This is a genomic window from Rhodopirellula sp. J20-39 (assembly GCF_057365095.1).
The window spans coordinates 5888581-5915551 of sequence record NZ_CP195123.1 but is presented as its reverse complement, the minus strand read 5'-3'; the positions used below and the strand labels follow the sequence as shown (position 1 = coordinate 5915551).

Below are 26971 nucleotides of genomic sequence, written 5' to 3'. Positions count from 1 at the left end.
AATAGATGAACCGAGCGATGCTTGACGTGATTCGTGATGCCAGCCCCAGCGTTTTGCCGAGTCTGTTGCAGTGCGATTTCGGAAACTTGCAAGGTGAAGTCGAGCGACTCGCTGCTGCCGGAACCCAGGTCCTTCACTTGGATGTGATGGACGGCCATTTTGTGCCAAACCTGTCGTTTGGAATGCCCGTTATCGAAGGGCTTCGGCGTCATACTGACATGCCGCTGGACGTTCATTTGATGATCAGCGATCCGTTAGCGTATGCCAAACCGATGGTCGATGCGGGCGCCGATCTGTTGACCTTCCACGTTGAAGCGATGCGTGGCCGGGATGCCAGCGAAACAACCGACCGAATCGAAAATGCCGTCGGTCAGATCCGTGATCTCGGTGTTGGCGTGGGACTTGCTATCAATCCAAGTACCTCGATGAGTGAATTGGGGGGGCATGTTGCCTTGGTTGATTTGGTGTTGGTGATGAGCGTGGAAGCCGGATTCGGCGGACAGCAGTTCAATCCAATTTCGTTGAGTCGAATTGAAGAAGTCCGAGCCGAGTTCCCGGACGTCTTGATCGAGATCGATGGCGGGATCAAAGCGGCCAACATTGGTGCGGCTCGCCAGGCGGGTTGCGATTTGTTCGTGGTCGGGTCGGCGATTACTGACCGAGCGGACTATGGCGAGGCAATTGCCGAATTAAACGCTGCAATGAATGCGGTTCCACAACAGGCAGGTTCGAAAGAGTCTCTTTCTAAAGGAGAGTCGCGGTGATTACTTTGCGTTCAGCAGCTAAATCGACGGTCGTGTTGATCCGTCCAGGCGCGACGACATTTGACGAACAAGGTCGGATGAAGGGCTCCCTCGATATGCCTATGTGCGAGCGAGGGCGTGAGCAGGCCGAAAATCTATCCAAGGAATTGGCTGGTATCCGGCTGGATGCGGTCTATCACGCTCCATGTGAATCGGCTGAGGAAACTGCGGCCTGTTTGGTCGAAGGGCGTTCAATTCGCTCGAAGTCGATCGAGGGGTTCCGCAACATCGATCATGGATTGTGGCACGGCAAATTAATTGACGAAATCCGTCGCAATCAACCAAAGCTTTATCGCAGCGGTGCGGAGCATCCAGAGACCGTTTGCCCCCCCGGTGGCGAGTCGGTTCACGCTGCGGCGTTGCGTGTAATGAAGGCAACTCAGCGGGTTCTGAAGCGCAGTCGAAATCAGGTGATCGCGTTGGTGATTCCTGATCCGCTGGCCAGCCTGGTAGCGGCGCAGCTTAATCAGGAAGCCATGCCAGATATCTGGAAGGTGGAGACGGATGCTGGCAACTGGCAACTGATTGAAGCGAACTGCTGAGGCCGCATTTTGATTGTTGGCGTCGCTGATTCGCAGTCGGTTGAGGGCGTGTGGTTACGCAGCGGCTTCGAAGTCGCGATCGTCTCGCTTGGGGGGATCACGGTGAGTGCTGGGCATCTCGTCGAGAACGTCTTCTATTGCTGAGGCGTGATGTGGTGATGCGTTTTTCGAAAAGCTTTCCGGTGCGTCTTGGTCTGGGCCGTTGGCTTCCTCGCTTGGAAGGTCAGCGGAGCCTCCATCGTTGCTAGCGGAGTTGGTGTGATCGGGGGCTGCTGCTTCACCGTGTGCGTCTTCCTTTTCGGTTTGGCTATCGCCTGATTCACCTTCGGCATTTTCAGCCTCGTCTTCGTCGGATTCGATCGCCTCGATGTCTCGTTCCAGGCGAGCTTCTTCGGCTGTGAACTCCAGGTTCCATTTGTCGGCGACTTCCAGCTTGCGGATTTCCGAAAGCAGGACCTGAGACGCACTTAAGCGGCCCGTCTGGCGATAGACCGCTGACAGCATCAGCAGTGCTGGTGGGTCGCGTGGTTCAATGGACAGGCACGCAGTCAGGTAGTCTTCAGCGGCCGCGTAATCACCTTGCAGGTACGCGAGCTGAGCGTCACTAAAGCGATCCGGTTCTTCGCTAGCCGAACGCGGGGTCAATAGCAGCGGAAGTTCTTTGGCGGAGCGAATCGCCAGCACGATCCAGGCGGCGAGAACAACCCAGCACGCCAACATCACTAGCCCGCCTGAAAGCCAGTCTGTGAATATGAATTTGGCGATCAGCAACGCATTCACGACGGCTGCAAAAGCGATCGCAGCGGGCAGGGCCGAAAGTCGACCGCGCCACCATAATTCAGCCATCCCCGGCCAGAGGCAGGTTAGGTAGTGCTTCGGCTGGATCGATACCTCTTGCATTCTTTGGGTGGTAGCGTTTACCGGCCCGTGATCGCAAGAGAGGTAATTTTGGCAAAGGCATTCCCGCGGATGGTTTGCCTGGTCCACCGTGTGCTTTAGACCGGCGTTTCAGCCATGTCGCGAGCGTGGTAGCTACTGCGGACGAACGGTCCCGAAGCGACTTTGGCGAATCCCATGTCCTTGGCGAGTTCGGCGATCTCGTCGAATTCTTCCGGTGGGATGTAGCGAACCACGGGAAGGTATTTTTCGCCCGGTTGTAGGTATTGTCCCAGGGTAAGGAAGTCGACGCCGTATTCGCGAAGGTCAGCCAGTGCGTCGAGCAGTTCGCCGCGTTCTTCGCCCAGTCCCAACATCAAGCCGCTCTTCGTTTTCACGCTGGCGTCGTACTTCTTGACTTCCCGCATCATTTGCAGGGTCCAGGAATAGTCGCTTTTCGGGCCACGGACGCGGCGGTAAAGCCGGGGGACGGTTTCCATGTTGTGGTTGAAAACGTCCGGGCGTGCTTCGATCACGCGAGCGAGGGCGTCTTTGCACTGCACAAAGTCGGGCGTCAGGACTTCAGTTGTTGCCCCTGTTTTTTCACGAACGGCAACCACGCATTTGTAAAAGTGATCGGCACCACCATCGGGCAGGTCGTCACGGGTCACGCTGGTGATGACAACGTGCTTGAGTCCCAATTTGGCGGCCGCCAAAGCGATGCGTTCGGGCTCGTCGACGGCTGGGGCTTCGGGTGGGCGGCCACGATTGACGGCACAAAAGCCGCAAGGGCGAGTGCAGACGTTGCCCAAAATCATGAAAGTGGCGGTCTGTTGGCTGTAGCACTCCATCCGGTTGGGGCACTTGCAGTTATCGCAAACCGTTTCCAAACCCATCTCTTCCATCAGATGGTCGGTCAGGTGATTGGCGTTGGACTTCGGAATCGGCCGTTTCAGCCAACGGGGAAGGCGGCCTGTCGCGCTGACAGACGTCCCAGAGGGCATTTCAGGTTCGGAAACAACAGGCAGTCGGAAAGCCATCAGCAGGAGGCCGTTTGAAGCGAGAGTAGTTCGAGCGGTCGATGGCCAGCGACAGGGCAATGGCCAGAGCAGGCAATATTGTAACGGAATCGGCAATTCGTACCACGCACCCGTTTGACGCAGATCACGTTATCGCCGGTTGTGGCAGCGTTTTCGGGCTTATTGCGAGCTACCGGTGGGTTCGGTCAAGCGGAAGACGAATTCGTTGCAGCCCCAGCCGGATCCGACGGTGCGTAGGTTTTCGAGCGTGAATCCTTGTCGGCGGAGTGGCAGCACGATCGCTTCGGGCGTGGCGACTTCAAACGGAAGTCCGCCAATCCAGTCGACCCAGTCGTGCCAGACGCTCATGCCGCGGTCGGATTTCTTGGCTCGCCAATCTGCAAAAGGTAGTGGATTGCGTCCTCTCGCGAGCCGAGCAAGGGCGAATTTGCATTCGTAAAACCCAGCAACCGCGACCACGTATCCCGGACGCAGCAACGCGGGCAGGCGATGGTAGCCATGCTTGATCGCCGACCAGCGTCGACTGCCGCCGCCCTGGTTGTTGTAGATCGCAATCGCGAGTTGGCCGCCGGCGGCGACTCGGGACGCTGCCGCTGCGATGGCGGTTTCCATTTGGCCGGTGTGATGCAGGACGCCCCAGCTATAGACAACGTCGAACAGGCCCAGCGAACTCATGGTGGCGTCGTCCAAGATCGACGCATGGTGGACATCCCAACTGAGTTGGTTTGCCGATCCAGCGTGGGCCTCGTTCGCCGAGCCGTCACTTGAATTTTGATTCGGCACCGATTGAATTCGCTCTTTTAGGCTGAGTGTGCACCGGTAGCTGTCGTCGTCGACGTCGAGTGACACCACGCGAGCACCTAAGATGATCGCAGCCAGCGAAAACAGGCCGCTGCCCGAGCCGATGTCGAGGAAGCTTTGGCCGGCCAGGGGCTGAGGTTTGTCGCCCAACTGGAGAAGGCTTCGTAGCGAAGTGACGGCTTGATCGAGCCGTTCTTGATCGAACGATTGCAGGAACGCCGACCAGTTTTGCCCGAACGCAAAGCGGGGCTCCGCTTTCGGGCTGGACCGATTGAATTCGCTGGGCTGATTCACCTAGGCAAACCACTGCACCGCGTTGCGGAACATTTGCAAACCGTCGCCATGTTCAGGTTGGGTTTTCCGCCGAGTCCAAAACGGATGTTGGGTCGCATCAATGTGCCGTTCGGGGTGCGGCATCAAACCGAAAACGCGGCCTGAGGCGTCGCACACGCCAGCGACATTGGCGTCGCCACCGTTTGGATTGACGGGGAACGGGAGCGTTTCGTCGCTAATCTCGCCAGATTCGTCACAATATCGAATCGCCAGTCGACCCTCGTTGCGAAGTTGTTCCATAGCCGCTTCGTCACGGGCGACGAACTTGCCTTCGGCGTGAGCCATCGGCAGGTACATTTGATCGATGTCTTTTAGGAACACACAGGGCGTCTTGTCGACGGCGAGGTTGACCCAGCGATCTTCAAAACGGCCGTGGTTGTTCCAGGTCAAAGTTGCGGGCGGAACGTCGTGCGTTGGCCCGTCAGCTTCGCCACCGCCCACCATCGCGGGTTGAGCCGATGGAATGCCACTGGTCAGCACGCCCAAACGCATCAGGACCTGCATGCCGTTGCAAATTCCCAGCACCAGGTTGTCACCGCTGTCGACGAAATGGTGAATCATGTCGTCGAGGTGATGGTGCATCCGGGTGGCCAAAATTCGCCCGGCAGCGATGTCGTCGCCGTAGCTGAAGCCGCCGGGAACGCACAAGATTTGATAGCGTTTGTGTAGTGCGGGGTTTTCGATCAGGCGACCGACGTGAACTCGTTCGGATTGGCCACCGGCGACATCAAACGCGTGTGCGGTCTCGATGTCGCAGTTCGTGCCAGGGGCTCGGAGGATAAGGACGCGAGGGGTAGCCATGAGCGTGATTGTGGGTGTGTGCGTGATGTTTTGCAGTAATAGCGAGCCCGAATCGAAATCCATTCACGGGAATGTTGTTCGTGGGGATATCGTTTCGCGGCGGTATCGTTGGTCAGCTTATTGTTTCGAGGATCCGATGTGATCGGAAGTCGGCAGCGTAATCAATTCGCCCCGTTGCGGGAAACCACCGTCAACGTCGATTTGCTGAGTTTGATGGCAACGCCAGTTCTCGTTGTCGACTTCGGGGAAGTCGCTGCGGAAGTGAACGCCGCGAGATTCTTTTCGAGCCAGAGCGGCGGTCGTCATCGCGTAGGCGGTGAGCAGCAGGTTTTGCATCTCCCATCCTTCGACATCATTGAACTGGTGCCGCATTACGTAGGCCGCCAGAGTGCGAATTTGTTCGTTTGCGGAAGCCAAGCCCTCGCTATCTCGCTGCACGCCTACGAGTCGTCCCATCAGGCTTTTCAGCGATACTCGTACGTCGGCGATGTCGAATGACTCGGTTTGTTGGTGAGTCGCATGTTGGATCCGGTAAGCGAGCATCTTGTGCGGGCCTTCGGCTGCAGATCGACTGGCCGCCTCGCCAGCATGGGCTCCGTACACCAAGCCCTCCAGCAAACTGTTGCTGGCCAATCGGTTGGCGCCGTGCAACCCCGAGCTGGTCGCTTCGCCGGCGGCCCACAGCCCAGGCAAACTCGTGCGTCCTTGGCTATCAACGGTCACACCGCCGATCATGTAGTGGGCTCCCGGGCGGACGGGGATGCGATCCGCGGTGATATCCAAACCGAAATTGCTGCACGTTTCCGCGATCCCAGGAAATCGCTCTCGAACCCGTTTGGCATCCAAGTGAGACAAATCCAGGTACACGCACGGGTGCGCGGTCTCGTTCATCTGGCTGACGATCGATTGGCTAACGATATCACGGGGAGCCAGTTCGGCTCGGTCGTCGTAATGCGGCATGAACCGCTCGCCGTGGGAGTCCAACAGATGAGCTCCCTCACCACGAACCGCTTCGGTGATCAACGAACGTGACGAACCCGCGATGTACAAAACGGTCGGGTGGAACTGAATGAACTCCATATCCCGAAGTTGCACGCCCGCGCGGTAAGCCAACGACGTTCCGTCGCCAGTCGCCACGGGGGGGTTGGTTGATTCGCGGAAGATCTGGCCGGCCCCACCGGTACACAGAATCGTTTCTTTTGCCCAGACCATGGTGGGCTTTTCATTCTTGGCAACGATAATCGCGCCGCGGCATTGGCCTTCCGAAGTCAGCAAATCGACGGTGAAGGCGTTTTCCCAAATGTCGATGTTTGCCGCTTCTCGGCTACGTTCGATCACCGCTCGCATGATCTCGCGGCCAGTTGCGTCGCCCATCGCGTGGACAATCCGCTCGTGAGAATGACCGCCTTCGCGTCCCAGTGCGAGCTCGCCTTCTTTCTTATCGAACTGGGTTCCCCACCGGATTAACTCGTCGATCCGGTGTGGGCCTTCTTGGATCACGCGTTCAACGACGTCTCGATCGCACAGGTTGGCACCGGCGACCATGGTGTCGCGGACGTGATCTTCAAAACAATCGTCAGGATCAAGAACGCCAGCGATCCCGCCTTGGGCGTAATTACTGTTGGACTCACGTAGCTTGTCTTTTGTGACGACGAGGACCGACAGGTTCGGTTCAACCGCATTGGCGGCTCGCAAGCCCGCCAACCCGCCTCCGATGATCAGGACATCAGTGAAGCGGTGCATCGCGCGACGCGAATCAAACGGCAATAGATAGCGAGGCGTGATCATGTGAACGTGTGTTGATCGCTTCGGAAAGACGAGGTTGTAAATTGAGGGGGCGGATCATGAAGTTTCATCGACATGACCGACACTCTGGAAAGAGCCAAAAGGCTTCGGGCCACAGGTCATCGGGGCTTAAACCAATAAGGCAACAGGCCAAAACGATCAGCGAGCAAAATTTGATTTGTTTGAAAAATCCGGTTTTGTCGACGAAAACTTGACTTCCCGACCGATTCACCGGCTTCTCGACAGATTCACAGTATAGCCGCTACGCTGGTCCACCATGAACACCCCGCCCGATTCTGATCCGCCTGCTGAGATCCCGCTTACAGCGGTCTCACCCAACCCAGCTAGCGGTTCAGCTTCTCAGGTGCTCGATGAGACGTCGCAGCCCGCCGGTGCGACCTCAAGCGGTGTCGAAAATCCAGTTGCCACCAACCCAAGCGGTCCAGCGATGGACCCAGCGGTGAAAACGATTCAGCCCGGTGGCGGCGTTGTGATGTCGTTGGAATTGTTGTGGGGCCGATTGCGACGCGCTTTCTTGCGAAAGTGCCGCCCCGGTTACGTCGCGCGGATGGCCGATCGGCGTCAGGGACAACGCGGTGATTTGCCGTTTGATCCGGTCGATTCGCGAGACATGAAGTACTACCGAAACCAAGGCAGCTATTGGTGGGCGGACGCCGATGACGCGTTCATGTGGCGTGATTCGCTGCCGTTCGTGCGAGTGGGCTTGGCGGAGCTGTTCGTGCTCAGTGGCGGGTTTTTGCTGCTGGCAATCGTGTTGGGCTTGGTGTGGTGGCCGTTGGCGTTGCCCGCCCTACTGGTTGTCGTTTTGGTGGTGTGGTTCTTTCGTGACCCGCGCCGCACCGTGCCGGTCGGTTTGGGGACGGTTGTTTCACCGGCCGACGGAAAGTTGGTTGAGATTACGGAGATTGACGATCCCGTAATTGGCCCAGCGATCCGTTTCGGCATCTTCTTGTCCATTTTCAACGTGCATGCCAACCGAACCTCGTTGCCTGGAAGAGTCGTCTCGGTTCAATATCAACCCGGAAAGTTCTTGAACGCTTTGCGTCCGCGGTCCGTTCGCGAAAATGAAAGGCTCGATATCGAGTTGGCGAGTCCGGACTTGGGCGGCCGTGTTATTCGAATTCGGCAGATTACCGGCCAGTTTGCTCGCCGGATTGTGTGTTGGGCCCGAGTTGATGACTTTTTTGAGCGTGGCGAGATGTACGGAATGATTAAACTGGGATCACGGACCGAATTGGTGGTCCCGCGTGATCAGTCGCTTCGGATCACGGCAAAGCTGGGAGAAAAGGTTTCTGCCGGTTCGACCATCATGGCTCGCTACGAACTCGATTCGTAAGTTTCGATCGCTTTACTATTCCTTTCGGATTGCTCCCTTCGGATCACCTCACATGAGTGAACTTAAACCTCGACTTTCCGGAACGGACTGGGGCGATGCTGTCAATTCAGACGCTGAAGAGGGTGAACTGGCCAACGGCAATGCTTCATCCCCACCCAAAAAGCGGCGCCGGCGGCGTCTGACGCTGGCGGTCTTGCCGACCGTGTTGACGTTGGGCAATGGTGTGTGTGGGCTGGCTGCGATCGCGATCGCGGTGAGTACCGACACACTGGCTTGGGACCTCGAAACGAAGCTCTTCGGTGCCGGATTGTTGATCTTTGGTGGCATGCTATTCGATGCCTTGGATGGATCCGCAGCCCGATTGACCGGCCAAGCGAGTCAATTTGGTGCGGAGCTGGATAGCCTGTGTGATGCGGTCACATTTGGTGTCGCGCCCGCAGTGATCGTTTGGCGAATCAGTGATGCGTTACCCCAGCGATTGACCTGGGCGATTGGTGCCTTGTTCGCGTTATGCGTGTTGATACGCTTGGCTCGCTTTAATGTGGAAACGAGTGAAGACGATGACCATGAGGGCTTCGAGGGAATCCCCAGTCCAGCGGCCGCGGGGACCCTTGCCGCGTTTGCTATCGCGATTCCGGATTTGGCTGACTTCGCTACTAGCGATACCTATCCCGAACGCATCAATCAAATCAGCCAACTGACCCTGGATGCTTCGCACTACTTCATTCCAGTGTTGGCGTTGGTGTTAGCTTTCTTGATGGTATCGCGTTTTCGATACCCTCACGTGTTTGCCCAACTTGTCCGTGGTCGGCAAACGCCGCACCAAATTGGTCAGGCGATGTTTGCTGTCGTCGGTATGTTCTTGTTGCACTGGGTCGCGCTGCCGTTGGTCTTTTGTTACTACGCCTTTGGCTCGCCGATTCGATCGATCTTAATGCAATACCGGTCGCCTAAAACCGCGGCAGCGACAGCAGAGTCGACATCGCAATCTGACGAGACATGATCTCGAGTGATTCGTCATGCATGAATCGACTTTCAGCTAGGCAGCTATACGGCCGCTGGATTCTCGGCTTGCTTGTTGGAACGTTGTTGATCGCGGTTTCATCACCGTTGTTCGTGCGAAGTTACCCCGTTCGCGATTGGGACGAAGTGCGACAGCGATGGGTGTACCCCGAGGCGATGCATTATCGCTGGCGCAGTGAAGGTTACGCATCGACACTCGTCGGGCCACACGGTTTGATGGGCGGCACGTTGCCCAGCGGCGACTCGATCACAATCCGCACAATTGCTTTATGGGGTGACTCCCAAGCGGAAGGTGTTTGTGTGGACGACGCGGAAAAACTATTCGCCGTCATCCAACGCGATGCGTCTGAACAACTCGCAGCGAACGTTCATGTGCTTCCGCTAGCCGTCAGTGGTGACGATGCATTGAGCTGGGTGAAGCAATTTTCCTTGGTCGAAAAAGCTTGGGGCGTGGACGAACACGTCCTGTTGATTTGTGAGCTGGAAGATCTTGAGGTTTTGGCTGATGAATCGAATCCGGTTGTGAACTCGAGCGTTCCACACGCTTGGCATGTTGACTTGGCGAGATGGGTTCCCGATTTCGTGATCGAAGCTTCTCGTTCGGTGCTTCTAGATGAGTCTTATCAATTACGTCAATTTCGGTTTGGGATCGGGCCGGTAGGACGGATATCCAGTGAGGATGTGCCCGTCGCAAAGACGGATGAAGCATTGGGGCGGGCGACACCGATGGACGACGGTGAGAGCGGACGCGTCTGGGAAGCCATCGCGAGTCGTTTAGCCGCAGCATCTTCAGGACGGATCACGGTGGTCTACGCGCCTAAGTTGCCGATCGTGATGGGAGATCGAGTGTATTGGGAAGATGCGAGATCCGATGATTTTCATGCGTTGTCGCTATCGTTGCAGGCACAGGGGATTTTCGTTGTGGATTGCCGCGAAGTGTTGCGTGACTCGGCGGTCGATGGACGCTTCCCGCACGGCTTTCACAACGGTTTGATCGGTTCAGGGCACTTAAACGCGGAAGGCTATCGGCTGGTTGCCAAAGAAGTGGTGCGAGCGATGTCAATGAGACAACGTGGTGAAGATTCGCTCGGAAACACGATTGATCAAGTTGCGAGTAATCCAGTCGCTGACGAAAAAGCCGCTGACAGACATGTTGATGATGGGCGAGCTACTGGCGGGCAAACGGACGGCGTGAACCAAGGACGCCCGCAGTGAATTTTGCGCAAGTCGAGTTCCTGGTCTTTCTCGTCATTGTGTTGGCAATGACCTGGAGTCTACGCACAAAAACGCTTCGCAATGCGTTTTTGTTGCTTGCGAGCTATTACTTCTATGCCTACTGGGACTACCGGTTTTGTGGCTTGCTGGTGATCTCGACACTGGTGGATTACGGGGTCGCGTTGGCGATCGACCGCAGTCCGTCTCTGCGTGTGCGAAAGCTGTGCTTATTGGTTAGCTTGCTAGTCAATTTAGGCATGCTTGGCTTCTTCAAGTACTTCAACTTTTTTGTGGATTCCGCTCGCCCGATTGTTCAGGCATTCGGTTGGGATGCCACGACGCTGGACATCGTATTGCCGGTTGGCATTTCGTTCTTCACTTTTCAAACACTCAGCTACACGATCGATGTCTATCGCGGGAAGTTAAGGCCGACGACCAATCTTTTGGACTTCGCCTTGTACGTTGCGTTCTTTCCTCAGTTGGTTGCTGGACCAATCGTACGAGCAGCGAATTTGTTGCCGCAACTCTATGAACAGCCCGGTTACAGCCGACGGCGGTTCTATGGTGGTTTTCAGCAATTGCTGCGAGGTGCGGTTAAGAAGGTCTTGATTGCCGATCGGTTAGGCGAAACCGTGGATGTCGTTTTTGGTGGCGTCGAACTTTATAGCGGTGTGACCGTTTGGATTGCCGTGATCGCGTATGCGGGGCAAATCTACTATGACTTTTCGGGATACAGCGATATGGCGATCGGAGTTGCCAAGATGCTGGGATATCGTTTCCCCGTCAATTTCCGGCACCCGTACCTAGCAACTTCGATGTCTGACTTTTGGCGTCGTTGGCATATCACATTGTCGAGTTGGCTTCGCGATTATCTGTATATCCCCTTGGGAGGTTCACGTGGATCGATGCTCGCGACAAATCGTAATCTGTTGGTCACGATGGCGTTGGGCGGACTTTGGCACGGTGCGTCGTTAACGTTTGTACTGTGGGGGATTTGGCATGGCTTGGCGTTGGTCGTGCAGCGAACCATTGGTTCGCTAGGGGCGACTTCTATGCGAGGCCTGAAGATTGTCCGTTGGCTAGGCGTGATGGGTGTCGTGCTGATGGGGTGGGTGTTGTTTCGAAGCCCGACAATGGAAGTTGCAATGCAGATCTTCGATCGCATGTGGTTATCGATCTTTGCTGACCCAGCCGAACTGAGGATTGTTTGGTTGCCACCGTTAACACTGCTTGCGATTGGCTTGATGGTGGCCGAGCATCTTGCGTGGACTACCCGACTAAGGCGGTGCATGCGACTTCCTTTCGACGCTTGGTACAGTCCAATCGCAACGGCCATGCTTGTGTGGGCGTTGATGCTGTACGCACCCCGCGGTTTTCGACCGTTCGTCTACTTTCAGTTCTAGCGACTGAAACGCTTGGCAACCTCGGATCGCCTGGGAGTTCCTTTGGCAGTCAGTTCATTCCGCGCCAAAGATAGGGGTGGGCTGAGGGGCTCGATCCGAAATCGAGTTCCGGGAGGCAGATGTTTCGAAAGTTCTAATTGCAGGTCTCGATCTGAACTTGGTGTGCCTTCAATCGCGATGATGAGCTCGCTGTCGTTGGGGATCACTAACGCAAACTGAATTGAGTCCAGTTGCATCAATCTTGCTTCGATCCCTTGCGGATGAATTTTAAAACCATTGGGAAGGACAATGACGTCGTCAGCCCGTCCGAGAATTCGGAATGCTCCGTCAGGTTGGACTTCGACTAAGTCACCAGTGTCGAGCCAGCCGTTTGGGTCTAGCTTTTGGGCCGTGGATTCCGGGTCGTTGAGGTAGCCCATCATGACACCGTCACCACGCACATAAAGACGCCCGCTGTCGACCTTGATCTCCCATCCATCTACTGGTGGGCCCACCACGCCAGCAGCCGTGTTACCAGGGCTTGCACTACAAATGACGGGCGAAGTTTCGGTGCACCCGTATCCTTGAATGACCTCGACACCTCGCTGGCGAAGACGTTGAAAGGTGGACTCCGCGATTGCGGCACCGCCGCACCCCAATACGCGTAGCTTTGATAGAGATGCGTCGTTTTGCTCAATCCGGTCGGCGATTTTTTGGGCGACCGACGGCACGGTGTTGATCAAGGTGGGTGGATTGAGAGGATCAATTCGGTCTATCGCGGAAGCGCCAAGATCAATGGTCCACAAGCACCCCGATAGCAACCAAGTTCCCATGTCGCAGGTGCGTGCATAGGCATGCGAGATTGGCAGAAGGGTCAAACGGTGGTCGTCGATCGTTTGCGGGACGGCACCGAGTTTGGCTTGCGCGTTGGTGTCAAGGTTTCGTGTCGAAAGCATGACGCCACGCGGGCGATCGTTGGTGCCGCTTGTCCAAAGCACGAGTGCTGGCAATGAGTCGCTGGCAGCTCTAGGCCAGTTGTACGACCGAGTTCGCTCAATCATGGATTGTCGGACGTCGGCCGGAAAGCGACCATCGATGGAAACTTCGCAGACACCGCTGGCGAGACATCCGAGCGAAGTTAACACGTTCGAGAGCGTGTTGTCGTTTTGGTGGATGAAATATGACTGCTCTGTCAACGCAAACTGCTGAGCGATTTGATCGACCTGATGCGATAGTTCACTCCAGTTCAGTGCGTTGCCATCCCGGTCGCGGACCGCAAGCGACTTAGGCCGTTGGAGAGCATGCTGACGCATCGCTTGTATTAGCTGGGACATTGACGCGACATCAACTCATAAAGAAAGATCGCTCCCGCGACACCGACATTCAGACTGTCCGTTCCCGACGACATCGGTAGCGTCACGCGGTGATTGCACGCGTTTTGAACTTCGTCTTGTAGACCGGAAGCTTCGTTCCCAACCAATAACACGACCGGGCCATCTGGCTTTTGAGTGATGAAGTTTCGCATCGAAACGGCATCCTTGCGTAGCGTTGTCGCCGCGAATTCCACACCGGCTTCCTGCAACGTTCGGATCGCTTCAAGCGTGTCACCGACATGATAAAAGCGATGTTGGAAAACGGAAGCCATGCTGACCCGAATCACCCGCCGGACATAGGGCGAGATTGTGCCCGGCCCAATCAAAATGTGGTGGATTCCCATTGCCGCAGCGGAACGTAGTAAGCTGCCGACGTTTTCGGGATCGCTGATTCCAAAGAGACCAAGTGTGACAGGCGGCCGAGTTTGGATGAGCTGTTTGGCGGGAAGCATCGCCGGGCAATCCCCGTGTGCCAGTACCCCACGATGAAAATCGTAGCCTGCGATTTGTTTGCCGACTTCCGGCTCGACGACGTAGACCGGGAAGCGATCGTTCACCAAGGGTAGATATCGGTGTTCTTGTCCTTTGTGAATAAGTAACGATCGTACCGAATATTCGCTCTGCAAAAGTCGCTGAACGACTACCGCTCCTTCCGCGATAAATCCGGCGTGGGGGTCACGGAACCGCACCGATCGGTAGCTTTCAATGCGGGAATCGCTTGAATCGGTGATTGGAATCATTTGCAGGGGGATAGTCCAATGGCTGAGTCTGGCGGTCGATGGTCCAGTTGTACCGTTTGTGACGTATGTTCCCAAGGACGTTGATGCGACAGGCGATTTTCGAAGAACCAGATTGATCGGTTTGACTGGAACCGTCGATGCAAGCAGAGCCGGAAGTTCCGGTCGCTCACTTTCGATTCGCTCGACACGTCAAGGAAGACGATCCGCGATGTCAGACACAACTTGGGATTGGTGGTTCGGTGACGGACCACTCGCGATTGACCGCTGGAAACGAATTCCGGATCGCTCGCGTTTGATACGTCGACTGTCGGTCGCGCTGGCTGCGTTGGGCATGAGCTCGTTTGGGCTTGTCGAAAGTTCGGTTGCGGCCGAAACAACTCACCCCTCAAGTGCGGTTGTCGTGGCTCCGGTGTCATTCGGTTGGACCAATCAATCACCCTTGGCAATGATCGTGGCAGATGATTTCCAAGCCGAACGCGAGACGGTTCCGCTAAGCGATCGTGCTGAAAAGGAAAGAGCTCAAAGCGCGGCTGATCGAACCAGTTCCAAGGCGGAAGATGAACGCCGTCGTGAACGGTTGCGGGAATTGCTGCAAGACGACAGCGATCCCGCTGGTGAAGAACGGCGAGCCGCCGCTACACCGGAAACGGATGAAGACAGCGAAAGCGTTTTTTCGAAGCCGTTCATTGAAGAACGACTGCCTGAGGTTGCCGGTGGTCGCTTTATCTTGCCAGAGCTTCGAGCGGTCTCTATCGATCAAAAGCCAATCGGGAATGGTCGGGTTCCGGAAGCTCTTAACGCGGGAGAAGAGCTGACGTTGTCGCCGCTTCCTGAAGATGCCCAGGCTCGTGCGATGTTAACCAACTCGCCAGCGTGGCCTTCGTTGATTCGGCCTTGGGCTGCCCCCAATACTTATTCACATCCACTTTATTTCGAAGACCGGATGCTGGAACGACATGGTCATGAACGTTGGGGATGTTTGCAACCGATCGCTTCGGGGGCAAGGTTCTTTGCCACCGTACCGATGCTGCCTTATCTAACGACGGTCACGTCACCGTGTGAAACGGTATACAGCAAGGGCTACTACCGTGCTGGTTCACCAGTGCCCCGGTTCTACCAGCGTCCGCCGCTGGAACGACGGGCGGTTATTGTCGAAGCAGCTTCGGTTGCAGGCGGCTTCATCGCACTGCCTTAAGGGCAGTGGGTTTCGACGGATACTTTCAATTCACCCGATCTGATTGTTGGCAAGGATGTCAGCAGCGGGGATGGGTTCCACCAAAGCACCACGAGAGTTCGCCATGGATCGGCACTCACGCTGCGATCGCAGCCTCAACGAATCGAATTCCAACACTGCACGCCTAGCAAAACGGTCGCTGAAGCGACGGCGTCTTGCAACTTGGGCTTGTGGGTTGGTTGCAAGTTTGTCAACGGTCGGATGTGGAATCACGCAAAAGATTCCTGATGGACCGCACGACACTCGTGTTTCGTACCACGATCATTCGGCTTTGAAGATCGAGTATCCGCAGGTTCAGGAATGTGCGACGCAAGTCACATCGGCGGCAAAGTCAACGTTGGCTCCCAACGCACTTCAAGACCCCGCGTCCATGCCTGCTTATGAAATCTCGCTGCAAGATGCGATTCATCAAGCACTACGCAACAGCCCCGTCTTGCGTACGATCGGCGGCGCGATCGTTTCGTCGCCAGCGTCCGCCGTCACGGCCTACGATCCTGGCTTGGCTCATGCGAACCCGAACCTAGGTGTGGAAGCGGCATTGTCCGCATTCGACGCGCAGTACACTCAATCACTTTACTTCGACAAGGTGGATCAGCCGCGAAACATTCAACCGCCAGCGGGCGGCGTGGCCGACTTCTTCCCAACTTTCTCGCAACAAACTCTCGGTTCGTTCAATTCTGAATTGAGCAAGACAACGGTGACGGGTACATCGTTCGCCCTTCGCAACAGTGTTGCTTACACTCGCGTGCAAGACCCAAGTAGGGCCAGTCGCCAGTTCCCCAGCGACTTCATCGGTTTCATGGAGATGGAAGTACGCCATCCTTTGATGAAAGGGTCTGGAACAACCTATAACCGTATCGCCGGACCCAATGGCATCGTCGGGCAATACAACGGTGTCTTGATCGCCCGGGTCAATGAAGATGTTGCGTTAGCGGATTTTGAAACAGCGGTGATCTCGCTGATCGCTGATGTAGAACAAGCTTACTGGGAACTGACAGCGGCTTATCGTGTGCTTGAGGCGACCGTCAAAGGTCGCGAAGCAGCGTTGCAAACTTTCCAGTATCAACAGGTGCGACTGGAAGTCGGGACGGGCCGACGCGACGAAGAAGCTCAAGCTCGCTCGCAGTACTATCAGTTTGAAGCCCAGGTGCAATCGGCTTTGGCGGGTGATACCAGCCTGTACACCATCGAGCAGCGTTTGCGTTACTTGATCGGTTTACCAGCAACGGATGGATCACTGTTGAAACCAAGCACATCGCCTATCGATGCCAAGGTGGTTTTCGACTGGAACAGTGCATTGGGCCAAGCTCTCGATCGACGAGTAGAAATTCGTCGTCAGAAGTTCAATGTCAAACGACGTGAGCTGGAACTGACGGCTGCACGATTGAACCGTCGCCCACAAGTTGACTTGGTGGGGCAATACCGCTTCCGCGGACTCGGCGATCATTTGATTGGTGATGGTGATAATGGAGCGTTTGATAACCTGGCCGATTCAATTTCGGGTGGAGATTACCAAGAATGGTCTGCCGGTGTGGAAATCAACACTCCGGTTGGATTGCGTGCGGCAAGCAACGCGATCGCCCACGCCAAGCTCAATCTGAATCGTGATCGAGCGTTGCTCAACGAAACCGAATTGCGGATCAGTCACGATCTTTCCGATGCGGCTCGGAACATTGAATTGACCTACCAACTGGTCGAGACCAACTACAACCGTTATTTGGCTGACCTGAAACAGGTCGATGTGCTTCGTCGTCGTTACCGTGACGGAACGGACAACATCAACTTCCTGTTGCAAGCTCAGCGAACCGTGGTCACCAGCGAAGTGGAGTTCTATCGTTCGATCAGCAACTACAACTTGGCCATTCGCGATTTCCATCGCCAAAAAGGCTCGTTGCTAGCGTACGCTCAAGTGAACCTTGCCGAAGGCCAGTGGTGCCCTGGTGCGGAACGAGATGCCTACGAGCTGGGACGTTTCTTGGAACCACGCTTGCATCCCGAAAAGGTTGACGTACCTTGCCCGGTTTCGTCCGGTGGCTTTGATCCCTCGGCGACTCAAGCGACCGTTGGGTTCGAGTCAACGAGTTGGGGAATGATCGACGAGGGCATTGTTTCGCCTGGTGACGTCATGCTTGAAAACGGTAGCTCAGCCGTTCCGATTAGCGACGTGCACTGAGCCCCGTTTGGCTGAAAGTATCAAGGCTTGCCCTAGTTCGGGGCAATTCGGATCACGGGCTGGTATGCTGAAACGGATCGCTAAGGTATCAATTTGAGGTCTTGGCGGGGCAACTTTGAGGCTGCTCCCAAGCAGTTGGTCGCGGTGCCGTTTTCGGCCTAGTCATCGAGCCTCATTCCATCCGACGTGTTGACACAGGCTTCCGCAGAACTGGCAGCGAAGTGCACCGATGGCACTGCCGCTATCTCTCTTCAATCAGCAATGTTTGCGGATTGTCTTACTGCGTTTCCGCCAGGATCGCGTTCTTTTCAGTAGCGTGGTTCGGGGCCGCTGCGGCAGCTCGAACGCATCCTTTCATGCTTGAAAAGCCCTTAGTCGAGGAATGTCTTCCCTTAGTGCGGTTCTTCGGTTCTGTATTTCTCGTTATTTTTCTGGCGGGGGGCGAATAGTGAGCTAGCCTTTGGCGTCATCGGTTCGAAACTCTGCTTGGTAGAGTTCGAACCGAAGAAACTCTCTCTTGGGGCAAAATTTCGTGTTTGGGTTCGTGACCGATGGTCGCGTCCACAACGTGAAATTGCGTGAACAACGCACAAGAGTTTTGATACCGAAAGGGGCAATATGTATCGTTTAGAAAACGAGCGGAGTCGTCGCGTCCTCGTGATCGATGACAATCCAGCTATCCATGAGGACTTTCGAAAGATCCTCGTAAATGACCGGGACACCATCGAGCTTAACGAGGCTGTCGAAGCCTTTTTAGGTGAAGTGTCGATGGTCAATCACTCAGCCAACGTGCAGTTGGATTGCGCCAGCCAAGGCCAGGACGGATTGGCCCTTTGCAAACAGGCGATCGCAGATAAACGCCCCTACGCTGTTGCGTTTGTCGATATGCGGATGCCGCCCGGGTGGAGTGGCATGAAGACCATTGCAGAACTTTGGAAGGCTGATCCGCAACTTCAAGTCGTTCTCTGTTCGGCGTATTCGGATCATTCTTGGGTCGAAATTCGAGAACAACTTGGCGTATCGGATCGCCTTTTGATTCTGAAGAAGCCATTCGACAACGTCGAGGTATTGCAACTCGCCACGGCGCTAATCGAAAAGCGACATCTGACTCTGCAAAGTCATTTGCGTGCCGAACAACTCGAAGCCATGATCGCGGAACGGACTCGGCGTTGTGATGAAGCACGTCAAGAATCAGAGCAACTGATTTCCGCGATTGATTCGATCTTGATTAGCCTTAACGAGTTCGGTGAGGTGAAACACTGGAACGAAACTGCTGAAGACATTTTTGGGTTGGCGTTTGACGACGTGATAGGCCGTCCATTTCCGGAACTGCCTATTCAGTGGGATGATCCGCAATCAGCAGCGACTCTGATGGAACGGAAGTCCAGACGGCTTGAGACGACAATTTGCAATCACAAAGGTGACTACCGGATTGTTGGCATGTCTAGCTATCTGGTTTACGGCAATGGTGTCCAGACCGGCACGTTGATTCTAGGAACGGATCTTACAGAGAACCGGGCGTTGGAATCTCAATTGCGTCATGCACAAAAGCTGGAGTCCGTCGGCCAGCTTGCGGCAGGAGTCGCTCACGAAATTAACACACCGATGCAATATATCGGGGACAACCTGGACTTTCTCGCCAAGAAGGTTTTGAGGCTTTCGCCGATCATGGAGGGGATGTGGCGGGCAATTGATCGCCACGATTTCTCCGACGGAAGTGATTCCGACTGGGGGACGCTGGAAAACGCCTTGCGGGAACTACAGGCCAAAGGTTTTCTGCAAAGCCTGCAAGAAGCGATATCGGATTCACGCGATGGCGTCGAACATGTTTCCAAAATCGTGCACGCGATGAAAGAGTTTGCGCATCCAGGGCACGATAAAAAAACGCCGGTCGATATCAACCGCGCCTTGGAGTCGACCATTGCGGTTTCAACGAACGAATGGAAATATGTCGCGGACATTGAAACTGATTTTGATCCGTCCAATCCAACCGCGGACGGCACATCGGTGGAATTGAACCAAGCGTTTCTAAATATTCTGATCAATGCCTCACATGCGATTGGTGAAGCAAACCAGGACGGTGTACTGGCGAAGGGACGCATCACGGTTGGTACGAAGTCATTCGATGATTGTGTACAGATTTCGATTGCGGACACAGGGTTGGGAATTCCCGATCAGATCAAAGCTCGCATTTTCGATCCCTTCTTTACTACGAAAGAAATTGGTCGTGGTACTGGCCAAGGACTTTCAATAGCACACGCGATTATCACCAACAAACATGGTGGACGGTTGTGGTGTGAATCGACTCGGGGTGAAGGGACAACTTTCTATATCCAGATCCCCATTGATGCGGAGTCCAATGTGGCGGGCCGCAAAACAATCCCGACCGTCTTGGAACAGCCCGCATCGAGCGGGTTGGGACTAGCGCAGGCCTGATGATAAACCCAAGCACAAAAGCGGTTTGTCAGGTCATGCCACAGCATCGAAAAATCACACACAAGGTGAAACCAAAATGCGAGTAATGTTTGTTGACGATGAACCTCAAATCCTGAAAGGCATCACTCGAATGCTTGAAGGTGCTGAGGTGGATTGGGAAGTCGAAACCGCAGCCAGCGGTGCGGATGCATTAAAGAAACTCGATCTGCAGCAAGTCGATGTCATGGTTTCGGACATGAACATGCCGGGGATGGATGGTGCGGACTTGCTCAGTGAGGTCAGTCGGCTTTATCCCGCAACGGTACGTGTTGTTTTGTCAGGGCGTGCTGACAAGGATGCGATGTATCGAATGGTTGCGCCGATTCACTTGTATCTAAGCAAACCTTGCAAAGCGGACGTGCTGTGTTCGGCGATTACGAATTCATGTGTGCTGCGAAGTCTGCTCAATGCCCGTAGTTCGCAAGAGTCATCCAGGCGGGCACCCATCGGTCCAATTTTTCACACCAAGCACGAGCGGGGACAGTCATGAACGAAGTGCCAATGATGTATTTGAACTACGTCGCCGAAGAACAGCAATTGGCAACCGTCCTGTTGGTGGACGACGATTCGAAGTTGCTCCGCGGTTTGGAACGATCGCTGGAAAATGAATTTCGAATTTTGACCGCGATTTCGCCGGCGGAGGCCAACGTGATCGTGTCGACCGAGTCCATTGACATTATCGTGTCGGATAACTTGATGACGGGTGGTCTTGGAACTGATTTTGTTCGGCAAATCAGCGAGCAATATCCCGAGATTAAGTTGTTGATGCTTAGCGGTTACATGCCTGAGCTCGCATCGAATCGAGCGATGTCCGAAAGCGGTGTGTTTCGAATACTCTCCAAACCGTGCCGGGCGGCTGACATCGCCGACGCGATCCGAGAAGCTCTGGGAAATACAAACGCCAGTCGCTCGTCCTCGCGAAGCAAGGGGAACTACCGGTGAGAGGGCTAGGCCAGGATAAGTCAGAGACGCTTGATGATACCGAGCTGTCCTTGTTCGACCGCACGCGATCGTTGCTGCACAGTCGTTGGACGCCGTTGGTTGTTCTGTACCTAGGCGTGTTTCTAACAGGCGTGATGTGGTGGACAACGCATTGTCACCGAGATCGTCTGGTTGCTGAACGCTTCCAATTTCGAGCCGCTCAAGTCCAAAGTCACATCGAGTCGCGGATGTGTCAGTACGAGTCTGTGTTGCGAGGTGGTGTAGCTCTATTTCAAGCCAGCCGAGATGTGGATCGCAACGAGTGGCATCGGTATGTCAGCAAATGTGATATTGAGCGTTGGTACCCTGGTATCCAGGCGATGGGGGTCACTGTGCTGGTTGAATCCGACCAGTTGAGCGATTTCGAAGCAGAGATAAAGGCGGAAGGTTTCGACGATTTTAAGGTGTTCCCGCGGGGTGAGCGTGAGCGTTACGCTTGCACCAAATTCATTGAACCGTTTGATTGGCGGAATCAGCGGGCATTCGGATACGATGCGTATAGCAGTCCCGAAAGACGGGATATGTTGAATCGTGCTGCCCGAACGGGATTGCCTCAGATTTCCGGCAAGATCACGTTGGTGCAAGAAACGGAAAAGAATATCCAGGCTGGAGTGCTCTGTTGTCTGCCGATCTATCGAAACGATGCGGAGATCACAACGGAGTCACAGCGGATGGATGCGATCGTGGGTTGGGTCCATGGAGCCTTTCGGTGCAATGATTTGATGGGGGGCATTTGGGATGAGTGCGCCAACGATGTCGGATTGAAGATCCACGACGTCGGTCCGAATGGGGGTGAAAAGCTATTGTTTACCAGTGACCCTGCGGCCAATGAAGTTCCGTCTGGGATGGCCAGCATCATGGTCGAGAGTTTGCCACTCCGGCTTTCAGGGCGTGACTGGTTGTTAACGGTCTCGGCACCCAATAGTTTTCGGACACCGGCTGAGTCCATGATGGGCGGAATGGTCGGCGTCAGCGGTACCGTGATCAGCTTGCTTTTGTTCGTCGTGCTTACGTCGTTAAATGGACAACGTATCCTCGCGATCGGGATGGCCGAAGAGATGACTCGCGAATTGCAGCACAGTGAAGCGTGTACGCTTAGCATTCTAGAAAACGCGTCGGAGTCGATCCTTTCAGTGGACGAACAGGGATGCATCGCGGCCGCCAATCGGGCATCGCGTCAAGTTTTTCAGGCGGAAGACTCACTGATTGGTTCCCCAATCAACGAATACATCGTGGGTGTTGACTTGGGTGAGCTGGCAAAAAAGTCGGTGTCGCAGGCTGGTGCAACAACTGGAGTGATCCAGGATTGTCGGCGTGAAGACGGGACTTTGTTCCCGTGTAGCGTTTCGGTTGGCCAGGTCGAGGTGAGCGGTTTATTGCACTACATCGTTGTCGCGCACGACGAAACAGCCCAAGTCGAAGCGAACCAAAAACTCTCGGAACAACACAAAGTGCTTGTGGAAGTTTCGCACCGTGCGGGACGTGCCGAAGTCGCCACCGGTGTGTTGCATAACGTTGGCAACGTGCTTAACAGTGTGAATGTCTCAGCTAATCTATTGCGAGAGTATCTTGACGAAAGTCCGCTTGAAATGCTGGCAAAGGCCGCGAAAGTGATCGACGATCAAGAGGACCGATTGGGTGAGTTTTTCTCGGATGATCCGCGAGGAAAGCACTTCCCTAGTTTGTTAAATCAGGTGGTTTTGAAACTTCAGGCTGAAAGAGAGTTGCAGCTTGAGGAACTTCATGAGTTGACGGACAACATTGGACACATCAAAGAAATTGTGGCCATGCAACAATCCTTTGCCCTTAAAAGCGGATTAGACGAAGTGATCGATCCCGTGGATCTGTTTGAAGATGCAATCAAGATGAACAACGCAAGTCTGGAACGACATGGCGTCGCGATCCAACGAGACTTTGCATCCCTCCCACCGATCCATACTCGAAGGCATGAGGTCATTCAGATCCTCGTGAACTTGATTCGGAACGCTCAGCAATCGATTGATGAATCAAGTGCAGACGATCGGACCATCAAATTAGCCCTTCGCCTCGACCGCGATTGGGTGTGTTTCGAGGTGAAAGATTGCGGCATGGGAATCCCGCAAGAGAACCTGACCAAAATCTTTCAACACGGTTTTACGACCAAAGCCAATGGGCATGGCTTCGGGCTGCATTCTTGTGCCAATGCGGCACAAGAGCTTGGCGGCGAGTTGACGGTCGATAGTTCTGGTTTAGGAAAAGGTGCTTGCTTCCAGGTAAGACTACCGATTCAAAATTTGGCTCGGATTACCAAGCTAAGCGGACCGGCTAGCAGTGAATCCGCCTCCGAATTTGCCTCCGTCAAAAACGACAATTTGGCTGCGGGTATTGCGGGTGGGCACCGCGAGACGACGCTGCATCATTCGAGCTAGCTCAAGCGTGTATCGGTGGCTAACTGCTAGGCCGCCTTCGAGTTGTTCGACTCGTTTGATGTACGCGATTCGGATGAACCGGTATCGGTTGCTTGGTTGTTCGCTGTACCAGTCTCAGGGCCAGTCCGGTTCAACGCTCGCTTTTGCCGAACCAAAGCGAGGGCTGCATCATCAATCCATTCGGCAACCCTAGTCAGTTCAGGCGGTTGGGCGCCGCGTAGATGACGTTGGCCAAAGTCAGTTTCGGCGTACGCTTGAATCGCTTGGTAAATCGTGTCCGCGTTGGACTTCGCGATTTTATCAGCCGTGTTGAATTTCGCACCGACCAGCATCTGCGTTTCCCGTGCGAGCATCTCCGGCAATTGGCACATCAGGATCGCCTGGCATCGCCAAGCATGCAGCATTGAAACGGTGATCCACCGCGTCGCTAGTTCAGCAGCCATCGTTTCAGGGGTTGCCGATAGAAAATCGCCCACGGTGTGGATGCCAATCGCGTCGAACCGATCTGCAGTCTTCCTACCGATCGACGGAGCGTCGACCAAGGGCGAACGGACGTTCAACCGAATGCGACGCGTGACGGCCGATTGAAAGGAAACGACTGGCGGTACTTCCGTTGGGGGAGTTGCTGGCGTTGAGGCTTGATTTGGCTGGGGCGTTTGAGCGTCTTGGAATTCCGGCTTGGATTCTTCCAAAATGCGAATGTTGGCGTTTGATTTCTTTTCCATCAAACGCTTGGTGTATTCCCGCTCGCGGACATAAACTTTCCGCACTTTTTCGATGACGCGGACCTCGCTGGGCAGGAATCGGTCGACGGCGCCGGTCTTTTCAAACTCATCGATCAGACCGCGAACCTTTCGCTGTTCCTCGCCATGTTCGATTCGTCGTATCCACACTTGAGTGGGCACGCGGATTCCGGCCAGCACGGTTGCGAGATTGGTTCGGACGGTAGGAATCGGCTTTGCGCGAAACTGTTCGGCGTCCAATGCAGCCCGTTCGATCACACGAGCCCATCCGGTAATGCACAGCCCAACTAGTTGGGATAGGCAACCTCGCGAAACAAGGTCGAGTCCCGCGGGCGGATTTGATCGCCCCGCTTTCAGGTCGTAGTGCGAGATCAGTGTGTCGTAGTGTTGGTGTGCGATCCGGGCCGATTGCAGAATCGCGTCGCCTAGCCATCCGGGCCCATCGGACAACTGAAAGACGGTTCGTGTGGGATCGTCTTGCCACTGATCCCGTAGCGAAGCGTAAGACTTGGTGATGCTCCATTCGATTGGCCGGTGCAGCACCTTTTCTTCAGGTGACTGTGCCGTATGCAGCGGCTGAATGGGATCGGTGAAGTAGTGGCTTAAGACGCCTGCGGCGCGAGCGGCTTCAGCCCAATCGTCGTTGCGAATGTGGTATTGAAGTCGGTCGTACCACTGATGAGCAACGCGTGGGGCACCACCCCAGTATCCGTCATCGACATGGATGACATGATTGTGGAAATCTCGAAATCGCGTGTCGGGCTCTTTGGCGCCGACCAAGTATTTCGAGTGATGTCGAAGGAGATGTCCCACCAATCGCTGGCCGGCTGATGTTCCTACCAGAGGAAGTGCATCGATCGCAAAATGGTGGTGTGTGCTGCGGCAATGGGCAGCACGCAAGATTGCGAGTAACCAGCGATGGGGTGCTTTCTTCAAAGACTCGACCTCCGACCGAGAACGCGATCGTTAGGCAGCGCGTCGTGCCGAGGACTGTATGTCTTGGCATGATACGCCGTACGCACAAGCTTGGCGGGCCAAGCGTTGACGCAAGGACTGGCCAATCGCGCCTTCTTCCAATGAATCGTAGTGCAGAACACGCTGCGTGAACGACTCTCGAGTCAGAGGCCGGAATTCGCAGTGGCCGACCGGAGGTTTCGTATCGCCGTAAAGCGATTTGATCCGAAAGGCATGGTCGCTTTGGGCGATTGCGAAGTAGAGGTCGTAAAGGTGATCGATGGACAACGTTGACACGTTTTGGAAAGGTCCAATAGCCACGGGTGCATCCTTGCAAAAAAATGGGCGGGGGAGACCAACAGTCGCAGTATCGGCAAATTGAAGAACTGCGTGCAAGGCTGAAAATGAGAGTTTGTCGATTTGCAGTGAGGTGAATCACTAGGCTTCGATAAGAACAATCGCGGCGGGTTAACGCATCATCTGTTGCCGGCACACGTCCAAGATACTGCTTTCATCCGATAGATGGGCAACTTCGATTCGCTCCGCCATCAACGGGCCCGCCACGCTGGTGTATTGGTCCAAGTCCAGCGAATTCAGGATCACCGAGACCGCCCAGCCTCGTCGAGCAAGGCCGACCAGCGCGCCAATCGTTTCCGCAGGTGCTTCTTGAAGAATGACGAGCAAGGTGGTTTCGTGAGAAAGCCTAGATTCCGATTCAATTAGAAACTCAGGCAAAGTCAGCCCGTCGGTGCGTTCTAGTCGAGATAGGGTCCGCGTCATGCGTTGAAGCTGCAGCGGTCCACGATCGACATCCATCACCACGGGACGTAGCCGATCGTTTTGCTTCCGCATCTCTGCGGACGCACCCGCGGATGCTCGGGCAAGAAACGGATCACTGACCCGGTGGTCGCCTCGAAAGCCTTCCTCGCGGACGCGATCTGCTGCGTCACGCCCGTTGGTCGCCAACCCGAAAGGTTCGCCAGCGTCGTGCAGGGCTGCCGCAATGGATGCTGCCGCGGTGATGCCCAAGTCGGTTCGAAAGGGTTCGTTGCGGTCGGGGTTGGTCGAAACGTGCATGTCCAGCACGATCGTGGCACCGATGACCGAAGATGGTTCATAAATCTTGCTGTGCAGCGTGCCGGTCCGCGCCGTCGCGGCCCAGTGGACGCTTCGCATTGGGTCACCGGTTTGCCATTTGCGAATACCACGCAAACGTGTCGGATCGGGCATCACATTGGACGAAATACGAATCTCGCCGATCGGTCTTCGTGAACCGATTTCAAAGGTGGATAGTAGCTTGATTCTAGGAAGCACCGACAAGAACATTGGTCGAGTGCCCAGTCGATATCGACGGTACATGCCAACGGGGTCACCGGTTTCCAAAACGGTGGGGCCGACTTGGAAATAGCCGCGACGCTTGCACGTTATCGTGTAGCGAAGGTGTTTTGTCTGTCCCGGCCACAAACTCAACACGGAAAGCCGAGGACCGTTAATCGTCAGCGGAGCCGCACGGTAAAGCTCACTAGACGAGTCGACTTCCTCGGATTCGGTTGCTGTCAGGCGAGGCATTAAGTCCTCTGCCAATACCCAAACAACCGGAAGACGTCCCTGGTTCGTGACGGCAATGCTGATGGGGATCTTAGAGCCAATGACGACGGCTAAGTCTTGGCCCGCGCCGGGCACGTCTTCCCGGTGGGCGACGACGAAATCGGACCACTGGGTCGATAGATAAGCCCCGCCGCCGACCACCAGCGCGACCGTCATTGCCGCGGTCATCCATAAGCCCGCCCCGGCAATTAATCCCAAGACCAAAAAGCCAGCACAAACTGCGATCACAGTGAAGGTAGGCGATGCGGATTCCTGCGCGAGCCGCTCGATGGGTTGAATTTTTTTGACCCGTGCCTGAGGCGTTTGATTACTCATAAATCACTT

22 protein-coding genes are annotated in these 26971 nt (G+C 55.2%); 12 read left to right on the top strand and 10 right to left on the bottom strand.

The annotated features are described in order from the left end of the window. Nucleotides 1-5 precede the first annotated feature (5 nt). Entirely contained in the window at nt 6-764 is a 759-nt protein-coding gene (gene rpe, locus ACR3ZL_RS21580) for a ribulose-phosphate 3-epimerase (RefSeq protein WP_473651018.1), read from the top strand. After that, nucleotides 761-1345, top strand: a complete 585-nt coding sequence (locus ACR3ZL_RS21575; RefSeq protein ID WP_473651019.1) for a histidine phosphatase family protein — start codon at nt 761-763, stop codon at nt 1343-1345. The genes rpe and ACR3ZL_RS21575 overlap by 4 nt, the downstream gene beginning before the upstream one ends. A 54-nt stretch (nt 1346-1399) precedes the next feature. On the opposite strand, the gene ACR3ZL_RS21570 is transcribed toward ACR3ZL_RS21575, so the two are convergent. The 5 genes from ACR3ZL_RS21570 to nadB all read right to left on the bottom strand — a co-directional run bounded on the left by ACR3ZL_RS21570 (nt 1400) and on the right by nadB (nt 6984). Further along, nucleotides 1400-2245 carry a tetratricopeptide repeat protein gene (locus ACR3ZL_RS21570; protein ID WP_473651020.1) on the bottom strand — a complete coding sequence of 282 codons (846 nt, stop codon included), beginning with the start codon at nt 2243-2245 and terminating at the stop codon, nt 1400-1402. A gap of 95 nt (nt 2246-2340) precedes the next feature. Further along, the gene (gene lipA / locus ACR3ZL_RS21565) at nt 2341-3261 is read right to left on the bottom strand and encodes a lipoyl synthase (protein ID WP_473651021.1); all 921 of its coding nucleotides are present in this window, start codon (nt 3259-3261) and stop codon (nt 2341-2343) included. A gap of 159 nt (nt 3262-3420) precedes the next feature. Further along, nucleotides 3421-4356, bottom strand: a complete 936-nt coding sequence (locus ACR3ZL_RS21560; RefSeq protein WP_473651022.1) for a methyltransferase domain-containing protein — start codon at nt 4354-4356, stop codon at nt 3421-3423. After that, nucleotides 4357-5196, bottom strand: a complete 840-nt coding sequence (gene purQ / locus ACR3ZL_RS21555) for a phosphoribosylformylglycinamidine synthase I (protein ID WP_473651023.1) — start codon at nt 5194-5196, stop codon at nt 4357-4359. 117 nt (nt 5197-5313) lie between these two features. Further along, on the bottom strand, nt 5314-6984 hold the full coding sequence (nadB, locus tag ACR3ZL_RS21550; protein WP_473651024.1) for an L-aspartate oxidase: 1671 nt from the start codon (nt 6982-6984) through the stop codon (nt 5314-5316). Between the two features lie 274 nt (nt 6985-7258). On the opposite strand from nadB, the gene ACR3ZL_RS21545 reads away from it, so the two are divergent. Genes ACR3ZL_RS21545 through ACR3ZL_RS21530 form a run of 4 tightly spaced genes read left to right on the top strand, consistent with a single transcriptional unit; the run spans nt 7259 to nt 11979 of the window. Next, the gene (locus ACR3ZL_RS21545; RefSeq protein ID WP_486172957.1) at nt 7259-8338 is read left to right on the top strand and encodes a phosphatidylserine decarboxylase family protein; all 1080 of its coding nucleotides are present in this window, start codon (nt 7259-7261) and stop codon (nt 8336-8338) included. A 52-nt stretch (nt 8339-8390) separates the two neighbouring features. Then, nucleotides 8391-9341, top strand: coding sequence for a CDP-diacylglycerol--serine O-phosphatidyltransferase (pssA, locus tag ACR3ZL_RS21540; protein ID WP_486172956.1), 951 nt, complete (start codon nt 8391-8393; stop codon nt 9339-9341). A gap of 20 nt (nt 9342-9361) precedes the next feature. Further along, on the top strand, nt 9362-10576 hold the full coding sequence (locus tag ACR3ZL_RS21535; RefSeq protein ID WP_473651028.1) for an SGNH/GDSL hydrolase family protein: 1215 nt from the start codon (nt 9362-9364) through the stop codon (nt 10574-10576). Beyond that, entirely contained in the window at nt 10573-11979 is a 1407-nt protein-coding gene (locus ACR3ZL_RS21530) for an MBOAT family O-acyltransferase (RefSeq protein ID WP_473651029.1), read from the top strand. The genes ACR3ZL_RS21535 and ACR3ZL_RS21530 overlap by 4 nt, the downstream gene beginning before the upstream one ends. On the opposite strand, the gene ACR3ZL_RS21525 is transcribed toward ACR3ZL_RS21530, so the two are convergent. Continuing rightward, nucleotides 11976-13292 carry a class I adenylate-forming enzyme family protein gene (locus ACR3ZL_RS21525; RefSeq protein WP_473651030.1) on the bottom strand — a complete coding sequence of 439 codons (1317 nt, stop codon included), beginning with the start codon at nt 13290-13292 and terminating at the stop codon, nt 11976-11978. The genes ACR3ZL_RS21530 and ACR3ZL_RS21525 overlap by 4 nt on opposite strands. Then, nucleotides 13280-14071, bottom strand: a complete 792-nt coding sequence (locus ACR3ZL_RS21520; protein WP_473651031.1) for a TrmH family RNA methyltransferase — start codon at nt 14069-14071, stop codon at nt 13280-13282. The genes ACR3ZL_RS21525 and ACR3ZL_RS21520 overlap by 13 nt, the downstream gene beginning before the upstream one ends. Nucleotides 14072-14279: 208 nt before the next feature. Here ACR3ZL_RS21520 and ACR3ZL_RS21515 point away from each other — a divergent pair, with 208 nt between their 5' ends. The 6 genes from ACR3ZL_RS21515 to ACR3ZL_RS21490 all read left to right on the top strand — a co-directional run bounded on the left by ACR3ZL_RS21515 (nt 14280) and on the right by ACR3ZL_RS21490 (nt 23342). Continuing rightward, nucleotides 14280-15266, top strand: a complete 987-nt coding sequence (locus ACR3ZL_RS21515) for a hypothetical protein (RefSeq protein WP_473651032.1) — start codon at nt 14280-14282, stop codon at nt 15264-15266. Nucleotides 15267-15369: 103 nt separating this feature from the next. Next, nucleotides 15370-17478 carry a TolC family protein gene (locus ACR3ZL_RS21510; RefSeq protein WP_473651033.1) on the top strand — a complete coding sequence of 703 codons (2109 nt, stop codon included), beginning with the start codon at nt 15370-15372 and terminating at the stop codon, nt 17476-17478. Nucleotides 17479-18096: 618 nt separating this feature from the next. Continuing rightward, entirely contained in the window at nt 18097-19914 is a 1818-nt protein-coding gene (locus ACR3ZL_RS21505; RefSeq protein WP_473651034.1) for an ATP-binding protein, read from the top strand. Nucleotides 19915-19990: 76 nt separating this feature from the next. Next, nucleotides 19991-20443 (top strand): response regulator, encoded by a 453-nt coding sequence (locus tag ACR3ZL_RS21500; RefSeq protein WP_473651035.1) that lies wholly within the window; start codon nt 19991-19993, stop codon nt 20441-20443. Further along, a complete protein-coding gene (locus ACR3ZL_RS21495) occupies nt 20440-20895 on the top strand; it encodes a response regulator (protein ID WP_473651036.1) in 456 nt (151 codons plus the stop codon). The genes ACR3ZL_RS21500 and ACR3ZL_RS21495 overlap by 4 nt, the downstream gene beginning before the upstream one ends. After that, the gene (locus ACR3ZL_RS21490) at nt 20892-23342 is read left to right on the top strand and encodes a CHASE domain-containing protein (RefSeq protein WP_473651038.1); all 2451 of its coding nucleotides are present in this window, start codon (nt 20892-20894) and stop codon (nt 23340-23342) included. Before ACR3ZL_RS21495 ends, ACR3ZL_RS21490 begins: the two co-directional genes overlap by 4 nt. A 26-nt stretch (nt 23343-23368) precedes the next feature. Here ACR3ZL_RS21490 and ACR3ZL_RS21485 read toward each other — a convergent pair whose 3' ends face one another. The 3 genes from ACR3ZL_RS21485 to ACR3ZL_RS21475 form a co-directional block, all read right to left on the bottom strand. Beyond that, entirely contained in the window at nt 23369-25021 is a 1653-nt protein-coding gene (locus tag ACR3ZL_RS21485) for a DUF4332 domain-containing protein (protein WP_473651039.1), read from the bottom strand. A gap of 30 nt (nt 25022-25051) precedes the next feature. Further along, on the bottom strand, nt 25052-25360 hold the full coding sequence (locus tag ACR3ZL_RS21480) for a hypothetical protein (protein WP_473651040.1): 309 nt from the start codon (nt 25358-25360) through the stop codon (nt 25052-25054). A gap of 147 nt (nt 25361-25507) precedes the next feature. Next, nucleotides 25508-26962 (bottom strand): DUF58 domain-containing protein, encoded by a 1455-nt coding sequence (locus tag ACR3ZL_RS21475; RefSeq protein WP_473651041.1) that lies wholly within the window; start codon nt 26960-26962, stop codon nt 25508-25510. Nucleotides 26963-26971: the final 9 nt, after the last annotated feature.